Origin of the sequence: Bibersteinia trehalosi USDA-ARS-USMARC-188, assembly GCF_000521725.1 — a bacterium.
In the GTDB taxonomy this organism is placed as follows: Bacteria; Pseudomonadota; Gammaproteobacteria; order Enterobacterales; family Pasteurellaceae; genus Bibersteinia; species Bibersteinia trehalosi.
Window position 1 is genome coordinate 1769046 of record NZ_CP006954.1, and the last position, 25542, is coordinate 1794587.

Sequence of the window (25542 nt, forward strand, 5' to 3'; positions counted from 1 at the left end):
ACTACGTATAATCTAAGTAAAACCGTGTTATCGCGACTAAATAATAGCCCTAGACAAACAAGAAGATAGTAAAAAAGCGTTGTGAATAAACCACAACGCTTTTACTTAGTTACGCAAATTGACGACTTTCGCCTTTGCCTTCCACATTTTCTACACAACGAGAACAAAGCGATTCTTCGTCAAGGCTGTCGGAATAGTGCCAACAACGTGGGCATTTGTGGTTTGCAGATTTGATCACTTTCACCGCAAAGCCTTTAAGTTCGCCTTCTTCTACGTCTTTTTGTGCCAGCGGTTTAATCTCTGCTTTTGAGGTTAATAGCACAAAACGCAATTCATCACCTAATTCAGCCAATTTCGCCAATAATGCCTCATCAGCATAAAGCGTTACTTCTGCTTCTAAACTTGAACCAATGGTTTTCTCTTTACGAGCTTGCTCTAAAATGCGGTTCACTTCGGCACGCACTTTGAGCAGTTGTTGCCAGTAGTTGTCGTCTAATTTGTCGTTTTCGTTTAAGCCGAATAAACCTTCATAAAATTCTTCGGTAAACACAAATTCTGCACGGTTTTCAACGGCTGGTAGGTGTCCCCAAATTTCATCAGCGGTAAAGGATAAAATCGGTGCAATCCAGCGTACCAATGCTTCAGAAATGTGCCACAATGCGGTTTGGCAACTACGGCGAGCAAGGCTGTCCGCTTTGGTGGTGTATTGACGGTCTTTAATGATATCTAGATAGAACGACCCCATTTCAATTGAGCAGAAACGCATTAAACGTTGTACCACCGTGTGGAATTGATAATTATCATACGCTTCAATAATTTCTTTTTGTGCATCTAAGGCACAGCTTACCGCCCAGCGGTCTAAGGCAATCATCTCATCTGGTTGTACTAAATCACGTTTTGGATCAAAACCGTTTAAGTTTGCTAATAAGAAACGCGCGGTGTTACGAATGCGGCGATAAGCATCACCCGCACTGTTTAAAATACCGTGAGAAACCGCAATTTCCCCTGTATAGTCAGTGCTTGCGACCCATAAACGCAGAATATCTGCCCCGTTTTTATTCCAAACTTCACTTGGTACGATCACATTACCGATAGATTTAGACATTTTTCTGCCTTTTTCATCGACGGTAAAACCGTGTGTTAGCACTTGTTTATATGGCGCTTTGTTATCTGTCGCCGTAGAAAGCATCAGTGAAGACATAAACCAGCCACGATGTTGGTCTGAGCCTTCCAAATACATATCCGTTTCATTGCCGTTAAATTCTGGACGAGCTTGCACAACAGATGCGTAAGTTGAGCCTGAATCAAACCATACATCTAAGGTATCGGGCACTTTGCGGTAAAGTTGTGCATCCGCTTCGCCTAGCACTTCAATCGGATCTAAATCCCACCACGCTTGGATACCTGCTTTTTCCACACGTTTTGCCACCTCTTCCAAAATTTCAAGGGTACGAGGATGTAGCTCTTCGGTTTCATTATGCACAAACATCGTCATTGGCACGCCCCAAGTACGCTGACGAGAAATACACCAGTCTGGGCGGTTCGCCACCATCGTATCAATACGCGCTTCACCCCAAGATGGAATCCAACGCACTTTTTTGATTTCACCTAAGGCTTGTTGGCGTAAACCTTGCGTTTCCATACCGATAAACCACTGTGGTGTCGCACGGAAAATAATCGGGGTTTTGTGTCGCCAGCAGTGCGGATAGCTGTGGCGAATTTTCTCTAATTTCAGCAGTGCGCCAACTTCTTTTAGTTTTTCCAATACTTTATCGTTACTTTCAAACACGCCAAGCCCAGCAAAGAATGGCACATCGGCTTTGAACTTACCGTCATTTGCCACAAGCCCTGCCATTTCAACACCATATTTGCGAGAAACAATATAGTCGTCTTGACCGTGATCAGGTGCCGTATGCACTAAACCTGTACCGCCGTCAGTCGTTACGTGATCGCCTAAAATAAATGGCACGCTATAATCGTAGAATGGGTGCTGGAATTGCAATAATTCTAACGCAGCCCCTTTTGCTTCACCTAATACTTCAACGCTTTCCACACCTACGGCTTTTTGCACGCTTTCCACTAATTCTTTGGCAAGAATTAAACGCTCATCACCAAATTGTACAAGCTGATAATCTAATTCCGCATTGAGAGAAATCGCTTTATTTGACGGCAATGTCCAAGGGGTGGTGGTCCAAATCACGGCTGAAATTGTGCCAGTACCTTTTGCAGAAAATTTGCTTTCTACGACCGCTTGATCAACGGCTTTGAATTTCACATAGATAGATGGCGAGGTTTTGTCTTCATATTCCACTTCCGCTTCTGCAAGCGATGAACCACAGTCCAAACACCAGTGAACCGGTTTAGAACCTTTGTAAAGATGACCGTTTTTAATTACTTTACCTAGCGTGCGGATAATTTCTGCTTCGGTATCAAAATTCATGGTCAGATACGGATTATCCCAATCTGCCACCACGCCTAGACGGATCATATCCGCTTTCTGCCCTTCTACTTGCTCTTTCGCATACTCACGGCATTTTTGACGGAATTCCGCAGCAGAAATTTTCTCATTCGGTTTGCCCACTAAGCCTTCTACTTTCAGCTCAATCGGCAAGCCATGACAGTCCCAACCTGGTACATAGGGCGTATCAAGACCCATTGCGGTTTTAGATTTGTTGATAATATCTTTCAGAATTTTATTAACAGAATGGCCTAAGTGAATACTGCCATTTGCATAGGGAGGGCCATCGTGCAAAATAAAGGTTTTTCTCCCCTTTCTTGCTTGACGAATTTTTTGGTAAAGATCTTTGTCATACCAATTTTTCAACATATCAGGTTCACGCTTAGCAAGATCGCCACGCATAGGAAAGCCTGTTTCAGGTAGGTTTAGGGTGTTTTTGTAATCAACTGTCATTGTTATATACCAACTTTAATCAAAATTAATTTTGTAAAATTTACTTAAAATCAAAGCGCTTTAAAATAGGCTCTGACTGTAGCCACATCTTGTTTAATTTGTTCGCTCAAAGCTTGAAAACTCTCAAATTTAATTTCATTGCGAATTTTTTTACAAAAATGCACATTAAGCGCATTACCATACAGATCCTTATTGAAATCAAAAATATGCACTTCTAACAACGGCTTAGTGCCGTTAATTGTTGGTCGGTTACCAACATTAGCAATGCCGTTAAATCTGCCTTGTGGAGTTTCTACCTGCACCGCATATACACCTTGAATCGGAGTAACTAAACGGTTAAGCATAATGTTTGCTGTGGGAAAGCCAATGGTTCTACCAAGCTTATTACCGTGTGCCACTCGCCCACGAATATGGTATTTACTCCCAAGTAACTTTTCTACAAGGGCTAAATCATCCTCTAATAATGCTGCGCGAATTCGAGAACTACTAATTCGTTCAATACCTAATTTATAACTATGGCTATTTTCAACCACAAAACCAAAATTACGCCCTGCATCCTGCAATATTTGGAAATTACCACTCCGCTTTGCACCAAAATGGAAATCATCCCCAACACTTACGTATTTCACATTGAGCTTTTCTACGAGAAGCTGCAAGATAAATTCTTGAGCAGAAAGAGCAGAAAAAGTCTGGTTAAAACGCACGCAAAGCACATAATCGACACCAGCATTTTGTAGAGCGAATAGCTTATCTCGCAAACGCATTAAACGAGCAGGAGCAGCAGGTTCATCCTTTTTTGCAAAAAACTCTCTAGGCTGAGGCTCAAAAAGCATCACGACACTAGGTAAACTTAATTCACGTGCTTTTTCTAATAACCGCGCAAGAATTTGCTGATGTCCGAGATGTACTCCATCAAAATTACCAATAGTCAGTGCACAGCCATTTTTAAGTTCAGAAAAGGATTTTAAATTATGAACACCACGAATTAATTGCATAAGGAATTTATGAGAAAAAATAACGGTTGATTGTACAAGGAAAAGGGAGGAATTGAAAGAAAAAGGGGGATTTAAACCCCAGCAATTTAATCATTGTATCAATAAAATGAATTGCTACGTCATAAATACATTATATAAGATAAGGGAAACAAGAAATTTATCGCCATAATCACACATAAATCATAAGCAAAAACCCCAAGCCTTGCGACTTGGGGTCCCTTAAATAATACCCTGATGTTGCCCTACTCTCACATGGGGAAACCCCACACTACCATCGGCGTTACTGCGTTTCACTTCTGAGTTCGGTATGGGGTCAGGTGGTACCACAGCACTATGGACATCAGGAAAATCTTCGATGATTTCTGTCCGTTATATTGTTTGTTCTTTCTTCGTTAAATTTGAAACAAGCTAAATTCTGATTCTTCGTTCTTGTGCTTTCTTTTCGCACACTCTGTTAATTCCTCAACCGTTCCGATGTTTTTGTTTTATCTAAAACGCTTGAGGTTGTATAGTTAAGCCTCTCGGGCAATTAGTACTGGTTAGCTCAATGTCTCGCAACACTTACACACCCAGCCTATCTACGTCGTAGTCTCCAACAACCCTTACTAGCTTATAGCTAGGGAGAACTCATCTCTTGGCAAGTTTCGTGCTTAGATGCTTTCAGCACTTATCTCTTCCGCACTTAGCTACCCGGCAATGCGTCTGGCGACACAACCGGAACACCAGTGGTGCGTCCACTCCGGTCCTCTCGTACTAGGAGCAGCCCCAACCAATTCTCCAACGCCCACGGCAGATAGGGACCGAACTGTCTCACGACGTTCTAAACCCAGCTCGCGTACCACTTTAAATGGCGAACAGCCATACCCTTGGGACCTACTTCAGCCCCAGGATGTGATGAGCCGACATCGAGGTGCCAAACACCGCCGTCGATATGAACTCTTGGGCGGTATCAGCCTGTTATCCCCGGAGTACCTTTTATCCGTTGAGCGATGGCCCTTCCATTCAGAACCACCGGATCACTATGACCTGCTTTCGCACCTGCTCGACTTGTCTGTCTCGCAGTTAAGCTTGCTTATACCATTGCACTAACCTCACGATGTCCGACCGTGATTAGCAAACCTTCGTGCTCCTCCGTTACGCTTTGGGAGGAGACCGCCCCAGTCAAACTACCCACCAGACACTGTCCGAGACCACGTTTCGTAATCTTCGTTAGAACATCAAACGTTAAAGGGTGGTATTTCAAGGACGACTCCAACAATACTGGCGTATCATCTTCATAGTCTCCCACCTATCCTACACATCAAAATTCAATGTTCAGTGTCAAGCTATAGTAAAGGTTCACGGGGTCTTTCCGTCTAGCCGCGGGTACACCGCATCTTCACGGCGATTTCAATTTCACTGAGTCTCGGGTGGAGACAGCCTGGCCATCATTATGCCATTCGTGCAGGTCGGAACTTACCCGACAAGGAATTTCGCTACCTTAGGACCGTTATAGTTACGGCCGCCGTTTACTGGGGCTTCGATCAGGAGCTTCTCTTTCGATAACACCATCAATTAACCTTCCAGCACCGGGCAGGCATCACACCCTATACGTCCACTTTCGTGTTTGCAGAGTGCTGTGTTTTTAATAAACAGTTGCAGCCAGCTGGTATCTTCGACCGGTTCAACCTTCATCCGCTAGGGACTACAATCTACGCCGGCGCACCTTCTCCCGAAGTTACGGTGCTATTTTGCCTAGTTCCTTCACCCGAGTTCTCTCAAGCGCCTGAGTATTCTCTACCTGACCACCTGTGTCGGTTTATAGTACGGTTTATAATAACCTGAAGCTTAGTGGCTTTTCCTGGAAGCGTGGTATCAGTTACTTCATCTCCTTAGAAACTCGTCATCACTTCTCGGTGTTAAGAAGACCCGGATTTGCCTAAGTCTTCCACCTACCAGCTTAAACAGACATCCAACAGTCTGCTAACCTAACCTTCTCCGTCCCCACATCGCAGTTATTACAAGTACGGGAATATTAACCCGTTTCCCATCGACTACGCTTTTCAGCCTCGCCTTAGGGGCCGACTCACCCTGCCCCGATTAACGTTGGACAGGAACCCTTAGTCTTCCGGCGAACGAGTTTTTCACTCGTTTTATCGTTACTTATGTCAGCATTCGCACTCGTGATACGTCCAGCAAACCTCTCGATTCACCTTCTTCCGCTTACACGACGCTCCCCTACCCAACAGACTTTCGTCTGATGCCGCAGCTTCGGTGCTATATTTTAGCCCCGTTACATCTTCCGCGCAGGCCGACTCGACTAGTGAGCTATTACGCTTTCTTTAAATGGTGGCTGCTTCTAAGCCAACATCCTAGCTGTCTAAGCCTTCCCACTTCGTTTCCCACTTAATATAGACTTTGGGACCTTAGCTGGCGGTCTGGGTTGTTTCCCTCTCCACGATGGACGTTAGCACCCACCGTGTGTCTCCTGAGTATCACTCTTCGGTATTCGCAGTTTGCATCGGGTTGGTAATCCGGGATGGACCCCTAGCCGAAACAGTGCTCTACCCCCGAAGGTGTCCGCTCAAGGCTCTACCTAAATAGATTTCGGGGAGAACCAGCTATCTCCCGGTTTGATTGGCCTTTCACCCCCAGCCACAAGTCATCCGCTAATTTTTCAACATTAGTCGGTTCGGTCCTCCAGTTAGTGTTACCCAACCTTCAACCTGCCCATGGCTAGATCACCGGGTTTCGGGTCTATACCTTGCAACTATTCGCCCAGTTAAGACTCGGTTTCCCTACGGCTCCCTTATTCAGTTAACCTTGCTACAAAATATAAGTCGCTGACCCATTATACAAAAGGTACGCAGTCACCCCGAAGGGCTCCCACTGCTTGTACGCACAAGGTTTCAGGTTCTATTTCACTCCCCTCGCCGGGGTTCTTTTCGCCTTTCCTTCACAGTACTGGTTCACTATCGGTCAATCAGGAGTATTTAGCCTTGGAGGATGGTCCCCCCATCTTCAAACAGGATATCACGTGTCCCGCCCTACTTGTCGTTAGCCTAGTACCACCAGAATGTTTTTAGATACGGGGCTATCACCCTGTGCCGCTGAGCTTCCCAACTCATTCTCCTAACATTCAAGCTATCACTAACTGGCTCTTTCGCGTTCGCTCGCCGCTACTAACGAAATCTCGGTTGATTTCTTTTCCTCGGGGTACTTAGATGTTTCAGTTCTCCCGGTTTGCCTCATTATCCTATGTATTCAGATAATGATAGTAGGTTCTTCACCTACTGGGTTTCCCCATTCGGATATCTTGGATTAAACGCTTCTTATCAACTCATCCAAGCTTTTCGCAGATTAGCACGTCCTTCTTCGCCTCTGATTGCCAAGGCATCCACCTTGTGCGCTTAGTCACTTAACTATACAACCTCAAACATTTTAAGAATCTTAAACGGTTTAAGATTAAATAACATTAACAACTACACTTGATTGCTTTTGTTCAATCAAGATTTTGAACTACTCAGACTTTCACTTGAGGGCGTATGCAATACGCCCCTACAGAAAATCTCTCAGTTTTCAGCTTGTTTCCAATTTTTTAAAGAACAGTAAGACAATAAAAATCATCTTTAAATGGCGTCCCCACGGGGATTCGAACCCCGGTTACCGCCGTGAAAGGGCGATGTCCTAGGCCTCTAGACGATGGGGACAACATTTAAAGATGCTTTCCACTTTGCCATATCAAAGGTCGTATATTCTAGCGTTTTTGCAAGATTTTTCAAGCCCTATACCGCTTGTCTCACTCACCCGCTCAACCTTTACTCATTCATATCAAACAATCTGTGTGAACACTTGCAGTCGTTTTAGTTATCTTGGTAAGGAGGTGATCCAACCGCAGGTTCCCCTACGGTTACCTTGTTACGACTTCACCCCAGTCATGAATCATACCGTGGTAAACGCCCCCCTTGCGGTTAAGCTATCTACTTCTGGTACAACCCACTCCCATGGTGTGACGGGCGGTGTGTACAAGGCCCGGGAACGTATTCACCGCAACATTCTGATTTGCGATTACTAGCGATTCCGACTTCATGGAGTCGAGTTGCAGACTCCAATCCGGACTTAGATGCACTTTCTGAGATTGGCTCACCATCGCTGGCTCGCTACCCTCTGTATGCACCATTGTAGCACGTGTGTAGCCCTACTCGTAAGGGCCATGATGACTTGACGTCATCCCCACCTTCCTCCAGTTTATCACTGGCAGTCTCCTTTGAGTTCCCGACCAAATCGCTGGCAACAAAGGATAAGGGTTGCGCTCGTTGCGGGACTTAACCCAACATTTCACAACACGAGCTGACGACAGCCATGCAGCACCTGTCTCATGGTTCCCGAAGGCACTCTCATATCTCTACAAGATTCCATGGATGTCAAGAGTAGGTAAGGTTCTTCGCGTTGCATCGAATTAAACCACATGCTCCACCGCTTGTGCGGGCCCCCGTCAATTCATTTGAGTTTTAACCTTGCGGCCGTACTCCCCAGGCGGTTGATTTATCACGTTAGCTACGGGCACCAAGCTTAAAGCCCAATCCCCAAATCAACATCGTTTACAGCGTGGACTACCAGGGTATCTAATCCTGTTTGCTCCCCACGCTTTCGCACATGAGCGTCAGTATATTCCCAAGGGGCTGCCTTCGCCTTCGGTATTCCTCCACATCTCTACGCATTTCACCGCTACACGTGGAATTCTACCCCTCCCTAAAATACTCTAGATAGCCAGTCTGAAATGCAATTCCCAGGTTAAGCCCGGGGCTTTCACATCTCACTTAACTATCCGCCTGCGTGCCCTTTACGCCCAGTTATTCCGATTAACGCTCGCACCCTCCGTATTACCGCGGCTGCTGGCACGGAGTTAGCCGGTGCTTCTTCTGTGACTAACGTCAATTGCTTTGTCTATTAAACAAAACACCTTCCTCATCACCGAAAGAACTTTACAACCCGAAGGCCTTCTTCATTCACGCGGCATGGCTGCATCAGGGTTCCCCCCATTGTGCAATATTCCCCACTGCTGCCTCCCGTAGGAGTCTGGACCGTGTCTCAGTTCCAGTGTGGCTGGCCATCCTCTCAGACCAGCTAGAGATCGCAGGCTTGGTAGGCCTTTACCCCACCAACTACCTAATCCCACTTGGGCTCATCTTATGGCAGGTGGCCCGAAAGTCCCACCCTTTAATCTCTCGATATTACGCGGTATTAGCTACCGTTTCCAGTAGTTATCCCCCTCCATAAGCCAGATTCCCAAGCATTACTCACCCGTCCGCCACTCGTCAGCAAAGAAGCAAGCTTCTTCCTGCTACCGTTCGACTTGCATGTGTTAAGCCTGCCGCCAGCGTTCAATCTGAGCCATGATCAAACTCTTCAATTCAAAAAGTTTAATCGCTCAATAACTGCTAGCTATAAATCGCTTTATTTCTATTAAATAGAAGTAATGAATTTCTAGTTTAAGCACCTATTAAGACTTCAAAATTAAAAAATATTTTTAACTAATCAATCAACAAGTGCCCACACAGATTGTCTGATATATTGTTAAAGAACAAAAAAGAACGACGCACTGGAAAATTTATCTTTGCAACAGTGCGTCGTTGCGATGGCGTGCATTATAGAGATTTCAAAATCCTTTGCAAGCGCTTTTTTGCAGAAAATTTCAATCCTATTATCATTCGCTTAAATACCCAGCAAATCGCACAAATTATGATAGCTTTTTCACAGACAAGCGGTAAACTCTTCTGTATTTTTTGCAAATGGAGAAAAAAATGAGAATACAACACATTATCGGCCTAGGCGTAGCCGGCAATTTCGCAGGACATTTAGAACAAGCGGGCGAGGCATCTGACTTTGCTAATGTAAAAACAAGTGAAGCCTCACAACCAAAAGCAATCTTTCCTTTCTATGTTCCAGCTCAACAATTAGATGATTTTCAATTTTTAAGCATTTATCCTCTCTCTGCTAATACCATTAACTTTCCTAGCGATGCAGATAATCTGCAGATTGAACCTGAAGTCGCATTGCTTTGCGATATTGCTTACAAAGAAGGAAAAGTCATCTCGCTAAAACCAACCCATTTTGCAGCGTATAACGACTGTTCAATCCGACGTCCGAATGCAAGCAAAATCTGTGAAAAGAAAAATTGGGGAAAGAACTCCAAAGGCCTATCATCTACTTGGATTGCGTTAGATAAATTTGCACAAGGTGGGAATATAGATAACTACCGTATTGCTTGTTTTCATAAACGTGATGGGAAATTATCAGAATATGGCGTTGATAGCCCAACTATTGGTTATAGCTATTTCCACCAAAAATTATTGGATTGGATCATCGACCGAATGAATAATCAACCGGATGAAAATCCTATGAATAATATTGCTGATTTACTAGAAAAAGCCAATTATCCAGACAAAGCAGTGATCAGTATTGGTGCAACTCGTTATACAGAATTTGGCGAGCATAATTTCTTGCAAATTGGCGACACAAGTATCGTTGTCGTCTATAACGCTCAGCAATATAGCCACCAGCAAATTGTTAAGATGGCAGAAAAAGAGCAATTTAATCAAGATATTTCAGCACTCATTCAGCAAGTGAGATAATTCTTGCTCCTAAGGCGTTATTTCTGCAAAATAGCGCCTTTTTTATGCATTCCCTTAGGAAAGCACTGACTTGTCATCAGAAGAGAATAACTTATGTTAAACAAACCCGAACTTTTATCGCCCGCAGGTAGCTTAAAAAATATGCGTTATGCCTTTGCATATGGGGCAGATGCCGTATATGCAGGGCAACCTCGTTATTCATTGCGTGTTCGCAACAATGAATTTAATCACGCTAATATCAAAATCGGCATTGACGAGGCACACGCACTCGGCAAGAAATTTTATGTAGTCGTGAATATCGCACCACACAATTCTAAGCTCAAAACCTTTATCAAAGACTTGCAAGTCGTAGTGGATATGAAACCCGATGCGCTGATTATGTCTGATCCAGGGTTAATTATGCTCGTGCGTGAGCATTTCCCAGAAATGGATATTCACCTTTCGGTGCAAGCCAATGCGGTAAACTGGGCAACCGTAAAATTTTGGAAACAGATGGGGCTGACTCGTGTGATTTTATCTCGTGAGTTGTCTATTGATGAAATTGCGGAAATTCGTACGCAAGTGCCAGATATGGAGCTAGAAATTTTCGTACACGGTGCATTGTGTATGGCATATTCGGGGCGTTGCTTGCTTTCAGGCTATATCAATAAACGAGATCCAAATCAAGGTACTTGTACCAATGCGTGCCGTTGGGAATATAAAATGGAAGAAGGTACAACAGATGAAGTGGGCAACATTGTGCCAATGGACACGGTGCAAAAATATCAACCAGAAATTGCGATCAAAAATGTTGAACCGACCTTAGGCGAAGGGCAAACGACCGATAAAGTTTTCCTCTATACTGAGCCAAATCGCCCCGATGAGCAAATGACCGCTTTTGAAGATGAACACGGCACCTATTTTATGAACTCCAAAGATTTACGAGCGGTACAACATGTAGAGCAGCTGACTAAAATTGGTGTACATTCACTTAAAATTGAAGGTCGTACCAAATCGTTTTACTACTGTGCAAGAACCGCACAGGTTTACCGTAAAGCGATTGATGATGCCGCAGCTGGCAAGCCTTTTGATGAAAGTTTGATGGATACCCTTGAAAGCCTTGCACATCGTGGTTATACCGAAGGTTTCTTACGCCGCCATACTCACGATGAATATCAAAATTACGACTACGGCTATTCCATTTCCGAGCGCCAACAGTTTGTCGGGGAATTTACAGGTAAACGCAATGCGCAAGGAATGGCAGAAGTGGCAGTGAAAAATAAATTCTTGCTCGGCGATTCCGTTGAAATGATGACCCCAAAAGGCAATATCGTCTTTAAAATCGAGCGTATGCAAAATCGCAAAAATGAAAATGTAGAAGCAGCACTTGGTGATGGGCATTTTGTTTTCTTAGATGTGCCTGCTGACGTGGAGCTGGATTTTGCGTTATTAATGCGGAATTTGGAAGGCGTGAATACTCGTAACCCACATAAAGCTTAACAAGCGGTCAATTTTCTCATTTTTTTACAAAAGAAAGGCATTGGAAACCCAATGCCTTTTGTTTTGCATTTTTTTATGCATTTTAGACCGCTTGGTTAGTCGATTTAAACTGGGTTAAATCCACTTCTATATCTGCAAAACGCGCTATACCTTGTTGATGAGAGATAAAAATCACCGTACTTTCAGGCAATTCATCTTTCAATAATTGCATTAACTCCCCAGCTGAATGCATATCTAAGCTAGATGTAACTTCATCTAAATAGAGTAAACTTGGCTTGCTGAGCAAAATGCGTGCGAAAGCAATACGCTGCTGTTCTCCCCCCGAGAAAACCGCGGCCCAATTCTGTTCTTGGTCAAGATAGCCTACCCAACGAGTCATTCCTACTTTTTCAAGTACATTATTGAGTTGCTGTTCGGTATAAATACCACTATCAGGATAGCTTAATACATCAGCCAATGTGCCTCGATTTAAATAGCTACGCTGTGGAATGAGTAATGATTTCTGATTCGGTAAACGGTACTGTCCATCATAATAATCCCAAATACCGCTAAGCACGCGAAGTAGCGTTGATTTGCCCAATCCACTTTGCCCTTTAAGATAGATCCATTTATTTTGCTCAATAGAGAGTGAAATATCATGCAATAAACGGTTATTTTCGGGCGTAAAAATCGCCAGTTTTTCGGTATCAATGGCCTTATCTGTTTCAGCAATCTCCATTTTCACGGCATTCTCTAGTGCATCTATTTCTTGCTTTAATTGGTTTAAACGCACTACTGCTGATGTCCACTTTGGAATAGATGAATAAGCATAAATAAACCAACTAAAGGAATTGAGTACCACTTGGAAAGCGGTACGAATCTGCATTAAGCCCCCAATGGTAACAATTTTTGCTATCAGAAGTGGGATTGAGAGCAAGGTAGGTAATAAAATGGAGAAACGGCTATAGCCAACAGTAAAAAAACCGAGATTACGTTCTTTATCCATCAGCATACGCCAATTTCGTACAATTTCAGCAAATTCACGTCCAAGTGTCGCCTTTTCTGTTTTCTCACCCTTATACAATGCAATTTGCTCGGCATTATCCTGTTTACGAATCAAACTACTCCGAAAGTTTGCTTCATAAACTTGTTGTTGATAGTTTAAACCGTGTAATTTTCGCCCGATTAAGTGGGTAAGCACCGTACCAACAACAGCATAAATTAAAGCAACCCAAACGAGATACCCCTCAATCACAAAGGTTTCTCCAAAAAGAGTAAATTCAGGTTTTCCGGATAATCGCCACAATACCATCAAGAATGAGAAAAGCTGAATAACGTTAAACAGTAACGAAACCGTGAGTTCAATGCTGTATTCAATAAAAATTCGAATATCCTCAGCGATACGTTGATCGGGGTTATCCATTTTTTTGCGATGAGCCAGCTTATAGAAAATCTGTTTAGAAAGCCATTTATCAATAAACTGCTCGGTCATCGCCTCTCGCCAACGAATAATCAATAATTTGCGTAACCAAGTACGATAAACATTAATGATCACGAAAATGCCGATGTAAATACCGTATTCCATCATCAATGGCACAATTTGATCGGTTTTAAGCTCTGCCAGCACATCATAAAAAACTTTTTGCCAGTCATTAATTCTCACATTGAGATAAGTAATTCCTGAGCCAATTAAAATGACGGTAATAAAAATGAGCCACGCCAGCCAATTCTGTTTTGTTCCCCAAAATGGCTTACATAGCTCCCAAAGCGCTTTAAAAAAATTTCGCATTGCTTTCCTTATTTTTGTTTTTGTGTGGTAATAAACACTTTCAGATTATTTTCATTATAAAGTTTATCAGCCATTTGCTGAATGCTTTTCAGCGTGATTGCTTCTGCTAGCTGTTCCACTTCGCCCAAATAACGAGGTGAATGATACTGTTTATCGCTTAAAATCAAACGATTCAACCAAGCGTGTGGTGATTTTAACCGCTCTTTTTCACTCTGTAAGAATTGGGCCTTTGCCGTCTGTACTTCTTCTTCCTTAATTTGCTTGGCAACCTTTTTCAGAACGTCTTCGGCTAATTCCACCATTTTTTCACTCTTTTCGGGTGAAGCACTAAAGCTTAACTGGCTTTCAATCCGCTGTGAGTTCGGATTTAAGCTACTCTCGAAACGTAAGCTATAAATGCCTAAATGTTCATCTCGTAAAACCAGTTTAAGTTTATTAGCAACGATAGAACGCAATAAAGAGACCAATACCGCATCTTTTCCCTGCCATTGATGTTCGCTAAAAAACCACATCTGCACATTATCTTTTGGCTCAAGATTCATCGAAAAACGCATCATCTCACGCCCTGCGATAGGTAACAAATCTTCCATTTCCAATGCCTGCAGGCGTGGAATTCCAGCAAGATATTGAGAAATTAAGGTCTCCATTTGAGCTTCAGTTAAATCATTCACAAAATAATAGGTAGTCGGTGCATTTTTTATCTTTTGCCAAAGATGGTTAAGCTCATTTTCGGATAAATTTGCCAGCCCTGTTTTATCTGGCAAAATGTCAGTTTGCTCACGCCCAAAACGCAACGTATTGAGTGCTTTTAGCCGCTGATTCTCCATACTCTCTGCTTGTGCGAGATCGATGCTTGCAGCGATCGCTTCTTTTGTTTCATCAACACCTGCTTTAATTTGTGTTTCTTGCTGATAAGCGTAATAAAGACGTAATAGATCCGCCAAATGGGCATTATCAACCGTACCACTATAAACTAATTCATCGGCTGTTTGGCTAAGATTTAAATTCACCTTTTTCAAGGCTTTCCAACGATTTAACTGCTCAATTTCCCAATCAAGCGGAGCATTTTGAGCAATTAACTGTACCGCAATTTGGCTTTGCCACTGCCCAAGATTTTTCGCTTTAAAGCCGGCTTGACTACGAGCTTCAAAGTAGCTTTTTTCTTTGGCGGTTGGCGATTTTAGCCATACCACGCGATCACCATTTGAGAGGGTAAAATAGTACACATTTTCTGCTGAAAAATGCTGTTGGGTGAGAATTTTACCTTGGTGCTGAACCTTTTCTAATGCCATTGGCTCAACCATTTTTTCTGCCGTTGGTGCAGAAATGGGCTGTAAAGCGGTCTGTTTTTGCCAATTTTTTACCAAATCCGCCGTGATTGGCTCAATATGCGTAAGACGTGGTGCTTGATATTGCACAATGCGATCCTGTTGAGCAAACCAGCTTTGAATATGTTGATTTAATGCTTCAACAGTAATTTGATGCAACATTGGCTCAGTTCGTGCCGCAATTTCAGGCTGACTTAAATAGGGTTGCTCCATTAGCACACTATTGACCATTGCCTGAACCCAACCGCTAAAATCACGATCACTCTTATGCATTTTCGCTCGCTCAATTTGTGCTTGAATTTTCTCTTTTTGCCGATCTAATTCTGCTTGCGTGATCGGAAAACGGCTTAAACGTTCAATTTCCATAAAAATTTGTTGCAAGCCTTGCTGATGCGATTGTTCATCCACGCCAGCAAATATGGCTAATGCAACAGTATTTTGCCCAATATCCGATTTACGCAATACAATACTTCGAATGCCGCTAGGCAAGGTTTCCTGCTCATTACGCAAACGTTGAGCCACCGTTGCCACAGCCAAGCGGTCGAGTAACCGAGCATAACGTCCTTCATCCGTTTGTTGGCGTAGCCGACTTTCGTCAAAGCGTAAAATATAGGCAATTTGGCTCACACCGCTCTGTTCATCTTGAATTTGCACTGTGCGTAATGCGTTGCTTAACTTGGGTTCTAAATAATCCCGAGTGGCTACTTCACTGGTTGGTATTGCCTCGAAATACTGCTTAATCAACTTTTCAGCCACTTCCACACGGGTATCCCCCACGATCAATAGCTGCATATTATTCGGAGCATACCAGGCTCGATAAAATTGTTGCAGCTGTTCTGCTGGCATCGTTTGAATACTTTCTTGCGTGCCAATAACAGGGTGGCGAGTATAACGAGAATCCATTCGCACGACATTGGTTCTAGCACGATTCATTCGCTGCCCAACACCTTGCCCAGCACGCCACTCTTCTAAAATGACTTTACGTTCATCATCAAGATCCTGCTGGCTCATCGTCGCAAAAAAGAGCATTTGAGATAGCACATCTAAGCTCTGATCTAAATCTGATGCTTTAGGCGGCGTGAGCATATAGGTTGTACTGTCATTACTCGTTACCGCATTATAGTTACGCCCCCGAACCCATTTTTGCTCGTGTAAATAGGGCATTAAGCCATTTGGGTATTTGTGTGTGCCACGAAAAACCAGATGCTCCACCATATGGGCAACACCAGCTTGCTCGTCCGTTTCATCAACCGATCCTGCATAGACTTTCATTCGAATTTCAATTCGCCCTTTGTCTTCGTGCAACGGCAAAATGGTGTAACGTAAACCGTTTTCTAGCTTTCCTTGCACTGGCTGGCTAACTTCTGCTTGTGCTAGGTTTATGAAAAAAAGGCAAAAAATTGCCCAAAATTTTTGCATTATTTTTTCCTATCAATATCAAATGACTGTTTTTCTATCCTTTAAATGCAAGCGGTCGAATTTTGCAGATTTTTTGCAAAACTCGACCGCTTGTATAGTTAGTGAATATTACCAGTTGTAGCTTGCACCCAAATAGTAATTACGTCCCATTTTATAGACGGTATTTCCCCCTGCCGATTTTGCCACCGCACGGCGGTTTAAGACATTATTAATATCCACATCTAATTGGATATATTGTCCTTTGATAGTCGGTTGTTGATAAGAGAATTTCCAATCCCATAATAGGTGGCTACCTTCATAGGCATCTTTGTAGACTTGTACCTGCCCAACATAATCCCCACAAGCTTCTCGGTAAGCAGCGATAGTTGATGAGCCATTACATTGAATACCACTGCCATTCTCTGTATAGATATATTTACGCCCAGCAACAAAGCGAATACTTTGTCCCCAAGTTAAACGAATCTTCGGAAATTCTGTGGTTATCGTCGCATTTACTGTCCATGGGTTAGCAAAATCATTTGGTTTTGCCCCGCCCAATGCCGGCACTAACCGATCATTGTAGATCATATATTCATAAGTCGAATCATCCGTCTCGGTATAGTTGTAATTTCTTTTACTACGTTGATAACTAAAACCAATCGTATATTTTAACTTCGCAATGCCAAAATCATGTTCACTATTTTTAGGCTTCACTTCTACAGAATAGCTATCACTCTTCGACCAACCGCTATTATTGTAAACTCGAATACTTTGCCCCGCATCATTCACATCGTAGCTAGAGCGGAAGCTCTTACGGCTGTTACGATGTACCCATTTCAGCGTCCACAAGCTACCAAAGATATCCTGAGCAATCCCGCCAACAATTTCATCGGAATAGGGATTTTTTAGTTTGGATACATCATAACGACTGATATAGCTATACTTGGCATTACCCCATTCACTCAATGTACCATTTTCATTCAATGTTCGGCTAACACGCAGAGTATCACTTGCTCCTTGACGCAATTTATTCGTGAGCATTGAATTTGCATAATAGCGATTTAACCCTGTAAATAGACGAGTTTTTTCATCACCAAATACATCATAAGAAGCCGATAATCGATGAGCGAAATTTAATTTTCCTAAGAATTGGTTGTAATCTGCACGCAGCCCTGCAATTAACTCCAAATTTTTCCAATTCATTCGATCTTCAATAAAAAACGCATAGGCATCATCTCGCACTTTTTTATGGCGAGCTTCAAAGATCTGATCATTATAAGCATATTGGCTATAGTCAATACACTGCTCCGCACCATTACAAATGACATTATTGGCATATTTATAATAGTAACTATGGGTATCATTATCACGCTTATTTTCTGCCTGAGTAATTTTGACTTCCCAGCCTATTTTCAGATGATGCGAGATTGCTCCCGTATCAAATTCGTTCAACTCAACTTTCTGTTTTAAAAGATAGTCTGTGGTGGTTGAGGTGTTTTTACCATAGCCACCAAACATTGCAAAACCTGATTGACTCATCCAATCCAAATAATCTGCCGCCATATAACGGTAAAAGTGATCTTCTTCGTGCTCAATCCGATTACCCGAATGTTTATAACCTGCTTTGGTTTTCATTTTGAATTTTTCAAAGGTTTTTTCCCATTCCAAATCAAATTGGAAACCACCACCAACATTGGTATAAGCACCATTAACGACATTTTGTTTATAGTATTTCGATTTATTTGGTGCATAAGTAATAGCTGCTCGCCACAAATCGCCATTGTCTGGTAAATAGATCCCATTGAGCATAAAGTTCTCATTACTTCTGCGTTGAATATTCGCAAAAGTGCCTGTCCCAGATAACTGACGATTCATATCGTAAGTTTGCAAGGTCGGATGATAATACTGAATATCAGATGCTGTGCGACTATAACTAAAACGAATGGCAGCCTTATCACTTAATGGCTGATTAAGCATTAAATCGAAACTTTGCTTGGTAAATTTAGGCTGCATATTTAATGCTGTCGCCGCTTCAAAACGCTTATTATCATCAACATGCATTTTAGCTAATCGCTCACTTGTTACACGATACCCGACCATGCCTGCATGTTTTTCAAGATCGGGATCTTTCAAGGTTACATCGATCACCCCCCCCATAAAACGCCCATGTTCTGCCGAAATGTTACTGTCAAAAACCTCAATACTTTTAACTAATTTACTGTTAATCCAGAATGATTGTGTGCCACCAGCTGGTAAATCATAGGCATTTCGTCCAGCAGGTGCTGTATCAGCATAACGGGAGCTGGCTGCGGCTGGATTAATATTGTCATTATTTGACATGCCATTTACGATGAAATTATTGTTGTAATACTGTTCACCGTGGAATGACACTTCATTCGGTTTAATTTCCCCCCCACTGGTTGAATTATCCCCAGCACTAGAAAAACGTACATTGACATTATTTTTCAACAAATCTGTAATGTTGCCGTTTGTTGAAGGCATTGCGGCAATATCTTTTTCGGTTAATCGCTGTGTACCAATTTGCTGGCTAAATGAGCTCTCTTTAACCAGCACTTCATCAAGAACCAAAACATCATCAGTGAAATCTTCTGTCTCGCTCTGTATTTCTTCTGCCCACGCCATCATTGATGGTAGCATTAATGTGGAAACAAAAAGTGCAATTTTTGTTTTCTGCATAACCTTACTTCCCTAATCCTATAAAAGTGGGAGAGCTCTCCCACATGCCCATCTATTCCATTACTCTGCACTATCTTTGGTTGCACTAAATGCACCTTGCACATAATTTGTTTCAAGCGAGTTTGTTTGGAATGTTCCCACTACTTCTTGACCTTCATTCCCTGCAAATGCACCTTTATAAGTTCCTTCTAACGGAGTCCCTGTCTTGAGCATTTTTTCATTAATGGCGGCCTCACCTTCAAACACGATACCACTGTTGCTGACTAAGACATCTGCCGCCTTTAGTTCAACCGTACGGTAATGATTCTCTTCTTTCGCACTGGTTTTATTCCAAATTTCGCCACTAATTTGCCCATTTTGATCCACATTTAAAGTAACGACATTCAATTTTCCTGCCGTAGCAGCAATGTTCTCACCCACAAGAGAAGAGCCATTTAAACCTGCACTTTGAGAATAAGTTGCTAAACCACGATAAGTTGCTCCCAATACCTGAGCTTTATCAGTTGTTGGTGTTTTAACCAGAGCGATAAAAGAATTTTTCGGCATATTCACACCACTATCTGCATCATAGGCTTCACGCACAACAGCATAAGCAGAATATTCATTCTCTTTTGTAAATAAAATCGTACCCTCTGCAGTATTTGATAATCTTAAACACCCCGCAACAGCTGCACCAGTCACAGGGCTTGCTGCAGAACCGCAACTCGCTGTGCCGTTTGCAATCACTTCTGCTAATTCTGCTTTTTTTACTTCGTCGTTCAGATATGCGTAAGTATAAGAGGTGCTATCTGCTGCAAAACCACCAGCTGTCAAATCTGAAGCAATTTTATCGCCAGCAACTTTCTCTTTTGCAACATAGTTGGCTAATTGACTTTCTGTTGCAGCAAGCTCACTATTGGCTTTTTCTAGTGCGGAATTCGCACTCACAAGCTCGGTTTCTGCTTGAGCAGCTTTCTGCTCTGCCGCTGCAAGTGCTGCTTTAAGCGCCTCAACTTCTGTAGAATCGGAACTGCTCGCAAGCCGTGCTTTTAAATTCTCAATCTCTTGCTGTGCGGCTGTCAGCTGGGTTTGTGCCACCGCTGCTGTAGATTTTGCCGTTTCTGCCTCAATTTGTACCGCTTGTAATGTGTTTTCTACGGTTGTTTGAGCCTCTTTGGCTTCAGCTGCTGCGGTTTCAGCCGTAGCTAACGCACGTTGAGCATCTGCCAATTGCTGTTTTACGATAGATAGCTCTGCCGCTGATGTATTCGGTGTCGTGTTCACAATAGTCTCTTTATGTCGAGAGCCACAAGCCGCAACACCTAAAGAAAGTAGCAGAGCAATAGCAGTATTCGTGACAGTTTTTTTCATTTTTTATTTTCCTTATATGTTAAATAAATCGTTATTTTGTCCCTGCAAATGCACCTTGAAGCACGCCTGAAGTAGTCTGATTCTTAGTATGAATAGTGCCGATCACACCTTCTGCATTTTCACCAACAAACCAACCCTGATAAACACCTTCTACATCAGCCAAATCAGCATATGCTGTTTTATTAAAGGTTGTTGTACCATTAAACCCAACTAATCCGTTAGTCACATTAATATCGCCACTGTTGAGCGTAACACGGACAGATTCTTTACCTGTATTTGCTATCGTATAAATTTTGCCACTTACTGTGTCATTGCTTGCTGTCATTTCAAACTCCATCGTATTGATAGCAGCACTATTGTTATAAGAAAGTGAAGCTTTCCCCGTATAAGTCGCATTAACCACGGCTGACTTTTCCGTGGTTGGGACAGATAATAACGTGATATAGCTATTGGTTGGATTTTCACGGCTAGTATAAGCTTCACGAATAACCGCATAGCCAGCCAGTGTTTGAGCTGCGTTATCTTTTAGCGTATAAACAGCGAGAATATCACCTTCTTGAGCATTCGCTACGGCACATTTTGAACCAGAAGCAGCTGAATTTGAGCAACTGCCAGTAGCAACATTCTCCATTTTGTTGATTGAGGCAAAAAGTTCATCCTGTGCACTTAAAGAAGTTAAGTATTTCTCTGCCTGACTACCCATTACGCCAACCCCACCAATCGCAATTAATTCCGATTCATCGTCTTCATTGTCGATATTATCTACAACATTTTCCGTAGTTGTATGGCTGGGCTCATCTGTAGTCGTATCTTTCGAGCTGCCCTCTGTTGATGAACTCTCCGTTGTACTTTCCGCACGCTCTTCTACTAATGTATTATCTTCACTCGTTTCGGTATCCGAATTCTCATTAGTGTTTGTATTTGTTGCACTACTCGTTGCTCGAATAACAGGATCACCTTGACTACCACTGCCAGCATTCACAGAACATGCCGATACACCTAATGCGATTAAGAGTGCCATTGCACCATTGACAAACTGTCTTTTCATAAAACCTCTCAAGATAAAATTTTGGTAAAAATATTGGAAAAATCGACCGCTTAAAAACTTTTTTCGATTAATAGATTTAAACTACGGTCGGTATAATTGTATAAACTTGGAAATGTGCTACGTTGTTTTTTCCAGCGAAATTGCAATTTCGGCACAATCTCAAAAACAGGCAATGCCCAATCTTTTTTCCATACCGTAGCATTGACTTGATAAATACGGTCGATACGGGGACGAGAAAAACGGAAACCTCGTCCTAAAATCAGATTATCTTTATAATGACGTTCGCTAAAACTGTAGTTAAGTCGGCTGACAATCTGTTTTCCCCATTCTTCTGTCCAACCTAGACGAACTGTTTTTAAATCGTAGCTATAATTGCGTAACGCAGTATTTTCTCGATAGAAATCACTTCCTACTGAAAAATGACGTAGTTGCGTAGGAAACCAATGTAAAGCAAGAGAGACAAATTTACCGTTCCCGTTTAAATCACGATGATCATAGTAACGAGATTTTCCATATTCTGTAGATAGTGCTAATTGCAATTTAGGCGTCAGCCACTGATTAAAGCTGATTCTTGCTCCAGTGATATTTTTATAACGATGATTGGCATACCAGTGACGTTCATAGAAAGGCAAAAAACTCAAACGCTTTGTTGCCCATTTATGGATATACCCAAAATAAGTACGAGATGTCATTTCATCGTAGTCGTGATTATCCCAATAACTCACTCCACTCAAGTAACTTTGAAAGTGGAGATAATGCGCTTTATAGAAATTAAAATCTTTCTCTGCTGCAACATAGTAATTTATACCGTGTGCCGTTTGCGGCAGCATTGAGCTATTTTTCACAAACCCTGTATTCTCAATTTGGCTTGCACTTGACGCATTGTTTACATTACGTTCACGCACATAATTTGCTGCCGCTGAGAATTTCCAACGATCTCGATACTTAACTGCCTGCTGATAATGTCGAATTAAAGCGGCTAAATCTGGTGGTAAATCAGGACTTGACAAAATTTTCTGAAATTCAGTTTGTGCCTCTTTATGTCGAAGAGTAGACATTAAACCTTGGGCGTATTGAATTCGAATAGGCGTAAAATCAGGATATTTGGCAAGAATTTGCTGATAACGAGACATTGCCTGTTGATGATCGCCATTTCTTTCTGCAATTCTTGTTTCTGCTCGTGCGATCAATAACTGATCGGGATGTGCAAAGGAGCGGTACACATCTAATACCAATTGAATTGTTTGAGCGCTCCCTTTAGGTAATAGGTAATTTAAAACCTTTTCTGTCAATGCTTGATCTTGCTTTAATTTTTGCAAATGCGCATCCAATTCAATATTTTGCGCCGGTTCCACTGAACGTCTTTCAATTAAAACAGTTTCAGGCAATTTAATATCAGACAAAACAGGATTTGTTTCAGGAACAGAAAAAGAGGCAGAAAAACTTTCCGCAGCGATAGGAAAAGGGATAAAAAATAGTACAGAAAAAAAATAGTTCTTATGAAAAGCCATAGCAAAAATCAAGCAGCTAAATCGTTACAGCAAAATTTTTTGATATTCTACTGACTTTTTAGTAGTAATCAAGAATTATTCTCAAAATATTCACCAACTATTTATTGCCCCATAAAAAAGCGGGCTTTTGCCCGCTTACTGTTTACTTCATTTTATACTAGTTCTGCCCGTAATTTTTTCGTGACTTGCATCATTACTTCAAGCTGTTCAATCGTCTCTTTCCATCCACGGGTTTTTAAGCCACAATCTGGATTCACCCATAAACGCTCTTTCGGCACGACTTTTAATGCCTTACGCAGTAAATGTTCAATTTCTGCCGCAGTCGGTACTCGCGGTGAGTGAATATCATAAACGCCCGGTCCAATATCGTTCGGATATTTAAAGTCGGCAAAGGCAGTTAAAAGCTCCATATCTGAACGAGACGTTTCAATGGTAATCACGTCTGCATCAAGCCCTGCAATGGCTGGCAAAATATCGTTGAACTCCGAATAACACATGTGGGTATGAATCTGCGTATCGTCTTGTACGCCCATATAACTTAAGCGGAATGCTTCGCCTGCCCATTGCAAATAATTGTCCCAATCTGACCGCTTGAGTGGCAAACCTTCACGAATCGCAGGCTCATCTATTTGAATCACTTTAATGCCTGCTTTTTCTAAATCTAATACTTCATCAGAAAGTGCTACACCAATCTGCTTACATACGATAGCACGCGGAATATCGTTACGCACAAATGACCATTGTAAAATCGTTACAGGTCCGGTGAGCATGCCTTTTACAACTTTATTTGTTAAGCTTTGAGCATATTGAGACCAACGTACGGTCATCGGCTCTGGGCGTACCACATCACCATAAATCACAGGCGGTTTCACGCAACGAGATCCATAACTTTGCACCCAGCCAAATTTAGTGAAAGCAAAGCCATCTAGCAATTCACCAAAGTATTCCACCATATCGTTACGTTCGGCTTCACCATGAACCAATACATCAAGATCTAATTCTTCTTGGCGACGTATCACATATTCGATCTCTTTTCTCATTGCGCCTTCATAATCTTCAAGACTTAACTCCCCTTTTTTGAAACGAGCTCGAGCATGTCGGATTTCAGCAGTTTGTGGGAATGAACCGATATTAGTTGTTGGCAATAACGGCAAATTTAACCACGCATTTTGTTTTACAATACGTTCGCTAAACGGCGATTTTCGTTGATCAGCATCTTTTGGCAAATTGGCTAAACGTTCCGCAACTTCAGGACGATGAATCTCTGTTGAATTTGCTCGTGTATCTGCTGCGGCTTGGCTTTCATCAAGCGCCGATTGAACCACATTTCGACCATGATTTAATGCCTGTTTCAACACATTGAGCTCGTCCACTTTTTGCAAGGTAAAAGAGAGCCATTGATAAAGATTCGGTTTTTTCTCTTTTAACTGGGTTTCAACACTCAGATCGAAAGGTGTGTGCAACAAGGAACAACTTGGCGCAATCCATAAACGTTCACCTAACTTCGCTTTTAATGGTTCAAGCAATGCTAGCTGCTTATTTAAGTCTGCCCGCCAAATATTACGTCCATCGATCACACCAACAGAAAGCACATTACGATAATCACTAAATGCAGCCAGCTGTTCTGGCGCACGGATTAAATCAAGGTGTAGACCATCAACAGGCAGTGATTTTAATAATTCAGCGTGTTGTGCAACGGAACCAAAATAAGTTGCAAGTAAAATTTTGGCAGAGACTTGGCTTAATTCAGCATAAACCGTTTTGTATGCGGCAATCCATTCGTTTGGTAAATCCAAAGCTAATGCTGGCTCATCAATTTGAATCCACTCTACCCCTTCTGCAGCACAAGCGGTCAAAATTTCACGATAAACTGCAACAAGACGGTCTAATAATTCAAGGCGGTTGAATATCTCACCTTTCTCTTTGCCTAGCCACAAGAAAGTAAGGGGCCCAACAATCACTGGTTTTGGATTGTGTCCACTCACTTTGGCTTCACGAATTTGGTTTACATAATGGGCTGGATTGGCTTTAAACGTCGTATTTTTATGAAATTCTGGCACAAGATAATGATAGTTGGTATCAAACCATTTGGTCATCTCAATCGCAAATTGCGTTTTATTACCACGAGCAAGTTCAAAATACTGTGCAAGCGTTAAATTTTGGCTATCAAACCCGAAGCGGGTAGGAATTGCTCCTGTGGCAACTTGTAGATCTAAAATATGGTCGTAGAAAGTAAAATCGCCTACTGCAACAAAATCCACATTACTGCTCGTTTGATGCTGCCAGTTCTTCTCTCTGAAAGCTTTCGCTAAGTCTAATAAGTCTTGCTCAGCAATTTCACCACGCCAATAGCGTTCTTCTGCAAATTTTAGTTCACGTTTTGCACCGACACGAGGGAAACCTAGAATATGAGAAATTGTCATGTTGTACTCCTGCTTTAAAT

The 25542-nt window shown here is 42.2% G+C and carries 11 protein-coding genes, 1 tRNA gene and 3 rRNA genes; 2 read left to right on the top strand and 13 right to left on the bottom strand.

Going from position 1 to position 25542, the window contains the following annotated elements:
• Positions 1–109: 109 nt before the first annotated feature.
• The 6 genes from ileS to F542_RS08065 all read right to left on the bottom strand — a co-directional run bounded on the left by ileS (position 110) and on the right by F542_RS08065 (position 9301).
• Positions 110–2911: an isoleucine--tRNA ligase gene (ileS, locus tag F542_RS08040; protein WP_025267257.1), complete on the bottom strand. Its 2802-nt coding sequence runs from the start codon at positions 2909–2911 to the stop codon at positions 110–112.
• A 50-nt stretch (positions 2912–2961) separates the two neighbouring features.
• On the bottom strand, positions 2962–3906 hold the full coding sequence (ribF, locus tag F542_RS08045; protein WP_015431992.1) for a bifunctional riboflavin kinase/FAD synthetase: 945 nt from the start codon (positions 3904–3906) through the stop codon (positions 2962–2964).
• Between the two features lie 229 nt (positions 3907–4135).
• Positions 4136–4251: ribosomal RNA gene (gene rrf, locus F542_RS08050) — 5S ribosomal RNA — on the bottom strand.
• A gap of 163 nt (positions 4252–4414) precedes the next feature.
• Positions 4415–7309, bottom strand: a 23S ribosomal RNA gene (locus tag F542_RS08055).
• 210 nt (positions 7310–7519) lie between these two features.
• Positions 7520–7595 (bottom strand) — tRNA-Glu (locus tag F542_RS08060).
• A 166-nt stretch (positions 7596–7761) separates the two neighbouring features.
• Positions 7762–9301, bottom strand: a 16S ribosomal RNA gene (locus tag F542_RS08065).
• Together the 16S, 23S and 5S rRNA genes with 1 tRNA gene alongside form the textbook arrangement of a ribosomal RNA operon.
• Before the next feature lie 388 nt (positions 9302–9689).
• Between F542_RS08065 and F542_RS08075 the strand changes: the two genes are divergently transcribed.
• Both F542_RS08075 and trhP read left to right on the top strand, forming a co-directional pair.
• The gene (locus F542_RS08075; RefSeq protein ID WP_025267259.1) at positions 9690–10520 is read left to right on the top strand and encodes a DUF5718 family protein; all 831 of its coding nucleotides are present in this window, start codon (positions 9690–9692) and stop codon (positions 10518–10520) included.
• A gap of 93 nt (positions 10521–10613) precedes the next feature.
• Positions 10614–11999: a prephenate-dependent tRNA uridine(34) hydroxylase TrhP gene (trhP, locus tag F542_RS08080; protein WP_015431989.1), complete on the top strand. Its 1386-nt coding sequence runs from the start codon at positions 10614–10616 to the stop codon at positions 11997–11999.
• Positions 12000–12081: 82 nt separating this feature from the next.
• Here the strand turns inward: trhP and F542_RS08085 are convergent, their stop codons facing one another.
• The 7 genes from F542_RS08085 to metE all read right to left on the bottom strand — a co-directional run bounded on the left by F542_RS08085 (position 12082) and on the right by metE (position 25522).
• Positions 12082–13767 carry an ABC transporter ATP-binding protein/permease gene (locus F542_RS08085; RefSeq protein ID WP_015431988.1) on the bottom strand — a complete coding sequence of 562 codons (1686 nt, stop codon included), beginning with the start codon at positions 13765–13767 and terminating at the stop codon, positions 12082–12084.
• Between the two features lie 8 nt (positions 13768–13775).
• Positions 13776–16514, bottom strand: a complete 2739-nt coding sequence (locus F542_RS08090; protein WP_015431986.1) for a M16 family metallopeptidase — start codon at positions 16512–16514, stop codon at positions 13776–13778.
• Positions 16515–16622: 108 nt separating this feature from the next.
• A complete protein-coding gene (locus F542_RS08095) occupies positions 16623–19190 on the bottom strand; it encodes a TonB-dependent receptor plug domain-containing protein (protein WP_025267260.1) in 2568 nt (855 codons plus the stop codon).
• Positions 19191–19250: 60 nt separating this feature from the next.
• On the bottom strand, positions 19251–20540 hold the full coding sequence (locus tag F542_RS08100; RefSeq protein WP_025267261.1) for a HupA family protein: 1290 nt from the start codon (positions 20538–20540) through the stop codon (positions 19251–19253).
• 31 nt (positions 20541–20571) lie between these two features.
• On the bottom strand, positions 20572–21588 hold the full coding sequence (locus F542_RS10785; RefSeq protein WP_025267262.1) for a hypothetical protein: 1017 nt from the start codon (positions 21586–21588) through the stop codon (positions 20572–20574).
• Between the two features lie 50 nt (positions 21589–21638).
• Complete coding sequence (locus F542_RS08110; RefSeq protein WP_025267263.1) at positions 21639–23099, bottom strand: porin family protein; 1461 nt, start codon at positions 23097–23099, stop codon at positions 21639–21641.
• A 152-nt stretch (positions 23100–23251) separates the two neighbouring features.
• On the bottom strand, positions 23252–25522 hold the full coding sequence (gene metE, locus F542_RS08115; protein ID WP_025267264.1) for a 5-methyltetrahydropteroyltriglutamate--homocysteine S-methyltransferase: 2271 nt from the start codon (positions 25520–25522) through the stop codon (positions 23252–23254).
• Positions 25523–25542: the final 20 nt, after the last annotated feature.

What these genes read in the sequence shown, in the direction of transcription:
- F542_RS08100 (WP_025267261.1), bottom strand. Translation starts at nt 20,540, where the DNA reads ATGAAAAAAACTGTCACGAATACTGCTATTGCTCTGCTACTTTCTTTA.
- F542_RS08075 (WP_025267259.1), top strand. Translation starts at nt 9,690, where the DNA reads ATGAGAATACAACACATTATCGGCCTAGGCGTAGCCGGCAATTTCGCA.
- F542_RS08095 (WP_025267260.1), bottom strand. Translation starts at nt 19,190, where the DNA reads ATGCAGAAAACAAAAATTGCACTTTTTGTTTCCACATTAATGCTACCA.
- trhP (WP_015431989.1), top strand. Translation starts at nt 10,614, where the DNA reads ATGTTAAACAAACCCGAACTTTTATCGCCCGCAGGTAGCTTAAAAAAT.
- ribF (WP_015431992.1), bottom strand. Translation starts at nt 3,906, where the DNA reads ATGCAATTAATTCGTGGTGTTCATAATTTAAAATCCTTTTCTGAACTT.
- F542_RS08110 (WP_025267263.1), bottom strand. Translation starts at nt 23,099, where the DNA reads ATGGCTTTTCATAAGAACTATTTTTTTTCTGTACTATTTTTTATCCCT.
- F542_RS10785 (WP_025267262.1), bottom strand. Translation starts at nt 21,588, where the DNA reads ATGAAAAGACAGTTTGTCAATGGTGCAATGGCACTCTTAATCGCATTA.
- ileS (WP_025267257.1), bottom strand. Translation starts at nt 2,911, where the DNA reads ATGACAGTTGATTACAAAAACACCCTAAACCTACCTGAAACAGGCTTT.
- F542_RS08085 (WP_015431988.1), bottom strand. Translation starts at nt 13,767, where the DNA reads ATGCGAAATTTTTTTAAAGCGCTTTGGGAGCTATGTAAGCCATTTTGG.
- metE (WP_025267264.1), bottom strand. Translation starts at nt 25,522, where the DNA reads ATGACAATTTCTCATATTCTAGGTTTCCCTCGTGTCGGTGCAAAACGT.
- F542_RS08090 (WP_015431986.1), bottom strand. Translation starts at nt 16,514, where the DNA reads ATGCAAAAATTTTGGGCAATTTTTTGCCTTTTTTTCATAAACCTAGCA.